The sequence below is a fragment of the Sulfuricurvum sp. genome, assembly GCF_028713855.1.
In the GTDB taxonomy this organism is placed as follows: domain Bacteria; phylum Campylobacterota; class Campylobacteria; order Campylobacterales; family Sulfurimonadaceae; genus Sulfuricurvum.
The window spans coordinates 1-5,851 of sequence record NZ_JAQTNN010000026.1 but is presented as its reverse complement, the minus strand read 5'-3'; the positions used below and the strand labels follow the sequence as shown (position 1 = coordinate 5,851).

The following is a 5,851-nucleotide window of genomic DNA, read 5'->3' as shown; positions in this document are numbered from 1 at the left end:
CTTTTTTCACGGACTACCGTGAGAAAAGTCATAAGTTTCGCAAAGTCTTTTAACATAATAATTCCTATAAGTTGAATGAATAGCAGTATTATAACCCATCATTATAACTAAAGCAAGTATTTTCATATTATTTAAAAAAATAGAAAAATTGGGCTATAATAAAATAACTATATAACCCAGTCAAGGCGATAACGGTATGGACAAAATTCTTGCAGGTCTCAATGAAGCACAGCGCAGTGCAGTCGAACAAATCGACGGTCCGTTGCTCATTCTAGCCGGTGCCGGAAGCGGAAAAACTAAAACCATCACCTCACGCCTCGCCTATCTTCTCGACCAGGTAGGTATCCCCTCAGGCAATACGCTCACCCTCACCTTTACCAACAAAGCGGCCAAAGAGATGCGAGAACGGGCAATGAACCTAATTGCTCAAAACTCGTATCCTCCATTACTCTGCACATTTCATAAATTTGGGCTGTTGTTTTTAAAATTTCATATCCATTTACTGGGTCGGCTCAATAATTTCGTCGTAATCGATACCGATGACAAAAAAAAGATCATAAAAAAAATTAATGCTGACCTTCCAACCGCTCTCATCGCCAGTGAAATATCGCGCTACAAAAACTCACTCATTGATCCACAGGAAGCCTACGCGCAAGCTGAGCTTACCAACTATAAACACATCGCAAAAATCTATGAAGAGTACGAAGCCTATCTGCTGAAAAATAACCTCGTCGACTTTGATGACCTCCTCTGTCTCACCTATAAACTATTGGATGAACATCCCGATTTGTGTACTCAAACGTCTGAAAAATACCGATATATTATGATCGACGAGTACCAAGATACCAACGAGCTCCAGCTCAGACTCCTCCAAAAACTGTGCAGTACCCACAATAACCTCTGTGTTGTCGGTGATGATGACCAGAGTATTTACGGATGGCGAGGAGCACATGTTCGCAATATTCTCGAATTCGACCAGGATTTTGCCGATGCAATGGTGGTAAAGCTCGAACACAATTACCGTTCCACCCAAGCGATCCTTACTGTGGCGAATGCTCTAATCGAACATAACCGCTCTCGATTGGGCAAAACTCTCATTGCTACTAAAAGCGGAGGCGATGATGTCCAAACCATTACCTCAAACGACGAGAGCGAAGAGTCCCAAAAGATAGCAAAGGCGATCAAAGGACTCATTTCCAGCGGAGTCCGCCCCAATGAAATTGCCGTACTCTATCGAATCAATGCACTGAGTCGCTCACTTGAAGAGGGACTCAACCGTGCCGGTGTAGCTTACAAACTTGTCGGAGGATTGCGCTTCTATGATCGTGCCGAAATCAAAGATCTTATCAGCTATCTACGGGTTATCACCAATGTACATGATAACTTCTCACTCAAACGTATCATCAATAAGCCCAAGCGGGGACTGGGAAAAGCGACGATCGATAAAATCGAGCTCTCCTCCATCGAGGCGAGCAAATCAATGTTTGAGTTTATTTCTACCCTAAGCGATAGCGAGCTCGAAGGGTTGGTGCGGAAAAAAAGTGCCGGAGAACTCCGTGATTTTGTCGCTGAGATTCTGGAACTCCGTCGCGTCGCCGAAGAAGCCATCTACCGATTTATCGATCTGCTCGAAGAGCGTTTCAAGATCAAAGAGACGCTAAAAGGGTTGCCCGATGAAGGGGATAAAATCTCCAATGTCGATGAGTTCTATGGACTCTTTCGCGATTATGTCAAACAAAATCCTGATGCCTCATTAGCCGAATTTCTCAATGACATCACCCTGCAAAGTGAACAAGATCAAGTCGAGGGGGAGAGTATCTATATCATGAGCATCCACGCTTCCAAAGGGCTTGAGTTCGAGCACCTCTTCGTTATCGGTCTCGAAGAGGGGTTTTTACCGCTCATCGGCGATGGAAGTGATCTCGAAGAAGAACGTCGTCTTGGATATGTTGCGATCACCCGTGCCAAAAACAATCTTACCCTCTCCAACGTCAACAGCCGCTTTTACAAAGGGCGTCGTACTGAACTCCAAAAAAGCCGTTTTATCAACGAAGCAGGCTTATGCGAAGGTTCACTTATCTTGGAAAAAAATACCTCGTATAAAAAAGGGGATTTAGTGCGTCATAAGATCTTCGGCGCCGGACGGGTCGAAGGGGTGAGCAAAGCGGGACGCGAGTTTAAACTCAGCATCAACTTCGGCGGCAATAAACGGGATATTCTCGCCTCATTTGTGGAGAAACTTTAATTGAATCGTCTCTTCGTCGCTTATAAACCCACCGGCATCAGTTCCAATCAACTCTTAGGTCAGCTAAAACGCCGTTATAAAGTCAAAAAAGCGGGCTATTCTGGAACCTTAGACCCGTTTGCGAAAGGGGTGCTGATCATTGCATTCGGTAATCACGGGCGGCTCTTTCGATTTTTGAATAAAACTCCGAAACGCTACCGCGCTACCCTCTGGGTGGGAGCCTATTCCCCCACACTTGACATCGAAAAAGTCGAAAAAATCAGTGAAACAAAGCCCGTCTCCGAAGAGCGAATCCGAGATATATTGCACTCACTGGAAGGCGAACTTACCTACCTTCCCCCCAAATACAGTGCTAAGCGGATCGAGGGTCGTAGAGCCTATGAGTTTGCCCGAGAGGGGAAAGAGGTTGATCTGAGAGAAATCACCTCTACAATCTATGATCTTACCTTAATTCACTACTGTCATCCGTTTATCACCTTTGAAGCCACAGTATCAGAGGGAAGCTATATCCGCTCACTAGGAGAAATGATCGCAAGCCACTTAGGCTCTGATGGAGCCTTGAGTGCACTGGAGAGGCTCAACGAAGGACAATTCATCTATGAAAATGAAATTCCCCTCGATATTAAAACCTCTCTAGCAATTCCCAAAAACCGCTATAATGGCATATTACAAACGATCCTACTGGGACAACCCCTAAACCGCGATGACTTCGATATTAGCGAAGAGGGAACCTATTGGATCGACAACGGCGATACTATCTCGATCCTTGAGATAACACCTGAGGGTGTCCGTTATATTTTGAACAAGGTTGAAGCATGCTGATTCTCTCCCGCAGACCCGAAGAATCGATCATTATCGCCGATACAATCACCGTCAAAGTGGTTTCCATTGAAAAAGGGGTGGTGAAACTGGGGATCGATGCCCCTCACAACATTCGGGTATTACGAAGTGAATTGGTTCGCGCTGTCGAAGATTCAAACAAAGAAGCCTCATCGGGGCATGATGAGTCCCTCCTACAACAACTGGTACAAAAACTTAAATTATGATCCGTTACCGCGCCTACGCCAAAGTCAATATTTTTCTCAAAATCACCGGAATGCGGGGAGATTATCACACTTTAAGTTCCCGATTCATGCAAGTCAAGAGCCTTTTTGACACATTATGGTTTGAACCGAAATCAACTCCCGAATTTGAAATTCGTGGAAATTTTGATTGCGAAGTTCACTCCAATACCATCTATAAAGCCTATAAATACCTTCAAAGCGCCACCCATTCCGACAATCTTTCATCTTTTTTTGAGAACTATGCCGTCTGCGTCGAAAAAAATATCCCTTCTTTTGCAGGTCTGGGCGGCGGCAGTTCGGATGCGGCAACCTTTTTACGAATGTGTAATGAAGAGCTGGAGTTAGGGTTGAGTGTCGAAGAGTTAGCAGAGATAGGTTCCAACGTCGGTGCGGATGTCCCTTTTTTCGTTTACGGTTATGAGAGTGCCAATGTCAGTGGAATCGGAGAGATCGTCGAACGTTATAATGAACCTTTGATTGATTTTGAAGTAACTACCCCTGAACTTCAAATCAGTACCCCTGCGGTATACCGCTACTATCGAGAACATCTGTTCGCACCAATCAGTAAAGAAGAATCAACACGACTTGAAGCAACCCCTTCACGCGAGATATTAGCCTCCATTAACTCCAAGGAAGCAAATGATCTTTATAATGCGGCTTTAGGATGCTATCCGGAACTGAGTGAAAAAGAGGGATGGTTTTTCTCCGGCAGCGGAAGCAGTTTTTTTAGAATCAAGGATGATACCCATGGGTGAAAACATAGCCACCAATAAAAAAGCTTTTTTTGACTACTACATCGAAGAGAAATTCGAAGCGGGGCTCGTGCTCAAAGGTAGTGAAGTCAAAGCACTCCGTGCCGGACGGGTCAATCTGAAAGACGGTTTTATCAAAATCGTTCGAGGTGAAGCATTTGTCTTTGGCGTCCACATCGGGGTACTCGATACCACTCATCATTTCTACTCTCACGAAGAGCGGGGGAGCCGTAAACTTCTTCTACATAAAAAACAGATCGATAAAATGTTCAAAGCGGTCGAAAAAGAGGGGTTTACCCTTGTACCGCTCAGTATCTACTTCAATGATAAAAACCTCGCCAAAATGCAGGTTGCGATCGTTAAAGGGAAAAAGCTTTACGATAAACGTGATGACCTCAAAGAGAAAAGCCTCAAACGTGATATGGAACGAGCCCTTAAAGGGGAATAATGATGGTAGAACTTCACGAACTTCACCTCAAAGACCTTCAAAATCCCATCCATCCCTCTTTATACGAAGCATTTGGCTCATACCAAATATTGATTCTCAGATTACCGGAGTTATGGGAAGGAAAAGCCAACATACTGGCACTACGCTCAAATGAATATTGGAAAACAAAAGGGAGATTTTTTTCATACGCTTTTGTTATTGTCGACAAAGAGGTCTATCTTTACCATCGAAAATCTGAAGAGCTTACTCTTTTTGAAAACGGCTTTAAAGACCTTTACCTCTTTCTAGACGAAAAGATCGATGCCTTTATGGATGACCTTGAAATTGCACATGACAAAATCGCATTTATCGAAGAAAGTCTTTATAAGAAGCAGTCATTTAATCCGATGGATCGATGGCATATCCTTAAAAAAGAGCTCTCTAGAACCGAAAGAGTCGTTATCAAAGCGGTCGATACATTTGAGCGTTTTGTCAGTAAATCCGATCTTTCCAAAAGTAATCTTTTGAACGAGTTTAACGATTTACACGAACATTTAGAGAGATCTTTACGCTCAACCGTCGCAGCTAACGATCAGCTCGATGATATCTATCGCTATCATAATATCCGTACCAATGACCGCCTCAACCGCAGTATTTATCTTCTTACTATTATTTCAGTTATCTTCTTACCGCTTAATCTGGTCGTGGGGTTTTTCGGAATGAATACGGGGGGATTGCCTTTTCAACACACCATGGGGACATTGGACGCATTTGTGTCTATGATTGTATTCGCAGCGTTGCTGACAATCGGTGTCTTATGGAAAATCAAAAAAGAGTAAATGTTCTAAAAAGAAGAGGTGAAAGAATTGCCGCAAAAAAGAGCGCGGCAAGGGGGATTATTTACGACGAATTTCTTTAATACGTGCAGCTTTACCAGCAAGGTCACGAAGATAGAACAATTTCGCACGACGTACACGACCACGGCGAAGAACTTCGATTTTCTCGAGGCTGTCACTGTAGATTGGGAATACACGCTCGATACCAACACCGTTAGCACCGATTTTACGTACAGTAATAGTACGACCAGTACCTTCTCCACGGATAGAGATACAGATACCTTCATAATTTTGAACACGTGATTTTTCGCCCTCTGTAATAGTTACAGCAAGACGAAGAGTATCACCTGCGCGGAACTCAGGAACGTTTTTATTAGCGATTTGTGCTTGCTCGAAGCTAGCAATGTACTTATTTTTCATAAGATGTCCTTATTTTATGCTTTTGAAGCTGCTCCGGTCTGAAGTATTTTGTTTTGCATTCAGACAGAGACGATTTTAGTGCACGAATTTTACTGTGATTTCCCTTT

Annotated in this window: 7 protein-coding genes; 6 read left to right on the top strand and 1 reads right to left on the bottom strand. The window is 43.5% G+C overall.

Going from position 1 to position 5,851, the window contains the following annotated elements:
- The first annotated feature begins 196 nt into the window (after positions 1–196).
- Genes PHI47_RS14540 through PHI47_RS14515 form a run of 6 tightly spaced genes read left to right on the top strand, consistent with a single transcriptional unit; the run spans position 197 to position 5,327 of the window.
- Positions 197–2,245, top strand: a complete 2,049-nt coding sequence (locus PHI47_RS14540; RefSeq protein ID WP_299939013.1) for an ATP-dependent helicase — start codon at positions 197–199, stop codon at positions 2,243–2,245.
- Positions 2,246–3,067, top strand: a complete 822-nt coding sequence (truB, locus tag PHI47_RS14535) for a tRNA pseudouridine(55) synthase TruB (RefSeq protein ID WP_299939011.1) — start codon at positions 2,246–2,248, stop codon at positions 3,065–3,067. It abuts the gene before it with no gap.
- Positions 3,061–3,291, top strand: a complete 231-nt coding sequence (csrA, locus tag PHI47_RS14530; RefSeq protein ID WP_015652945.1) for a carbon storage regulator CsrA — start codon at positions 3,061–3,063, stop codon at positions 3,289–3,291. The genes truB and csrA overlap by 7 nt, the downstream gene beginning before the upstream one ends.
- Positions 3,288–4,064 carry a 4-(cytidine 5'-diphospho)-2-C-methyl-D-erythritol kinase gene (locus PHI47_RS14525; RefSeq protein ID WP_299939009.1) on the top strand — a complete coding sequence of 259 codons (777 nt, stop codon included), beginning with the start codon at positions 3,288–3,290 and terminating at the stop codon, positions 4,062–4,064. Before csrA ends, PHI47_RS14525 begins: the two co-directional genes overlap by 4 nt.
- Positions 4,057–4,509: an SsrA-binding protein SmpB gene (gene smpB, locus PHI47_RS14520; RefSeq protein ID WP_299939007.1), complete on the top strand. Its 453-nt coding sequence runs from the start codon at positions 4,057–4,059 to the stop codon at positions 4,507–4,509. The genes PHI47_RS14525 and smpB overlap by 8 nt, the downstream gene beginning before the upstream one ends.
- Complete coding sequence (locus tag PHI47_RS14515) at positions 4,509–5,327, top strand: CorA family divalent cation transporter (RefSeq protein ID WP_299939005.1); 819 nt, start codon at positions 4,509–4,511, stop codon at positions 5,325–5,327. Before smpB ends, PHI47_RS14515 begins: the two co-directional genes overlap by 1 nt.
- 57 nt (positions 5,328–5,384) lie before the next feature.
- Here the strand turns inward: PHI47_RS14515 and rplS are convergent, their stop codons facing one another.
- Positions 5,385–5,744 carry a 50S ribosomal protein L19 gene (gene rplS / locus PHI47_RS14510; RefSeq protein WP_015652941.1) on the bottom strand — a complete coding sequence of 120 codons (360 nt, stop codon included), beginning with the start codon at positions 5,742–5,744 and terminating at the stop codon, positions 5,385–5,387.
- Positions 5,745–5,851 lie beyond the last annotated feature (107 nt).

Bases quoted from the DNA above. Each gene is read 5' to 3' on its own strand.
- csrA (WP_015652945.1), top strand. From the start codon at position 3,061: ATGCTGATTCTCTCCCGCAGACCCGAAGAATCGATCATTATCGCCGAT.
- PHI47_RS14515 (WP_299939005.1), top strand. From the start codon at position 4,509: ATGATGGTAGAACTTCACGAACTTCACCTCAAAGACCTTCAAAATCCC.
- smpB (WP_299939007.1), top strand. From the start codon at position 4,057: ATGGGTGAAAACATAGCCACCAATAAAAAAGCTTTTTTTGACTACTAC.
- PHI47_RS14525 (WP_299939009.1), top strand. From the start codon at position 3,288: ATGATCCGTTACCGCGCCTACGCCAAAGTCAATATTTTTCTCAAAATC.
- PHI47_RS14540 (WP_299939013.1), top strand. From the start codon at position 197: ATGGACAAAATTCTTGCAGGTCTCAATGAAGCACAGCGCAGTGCAGTC.
- rplS (WP_015652941.1), bottom strand. From the start codon at position 5,744: ATGAAAAATAAGTACATTGCTAGCTTCGAGCAAGCACAAATCGCTAAT.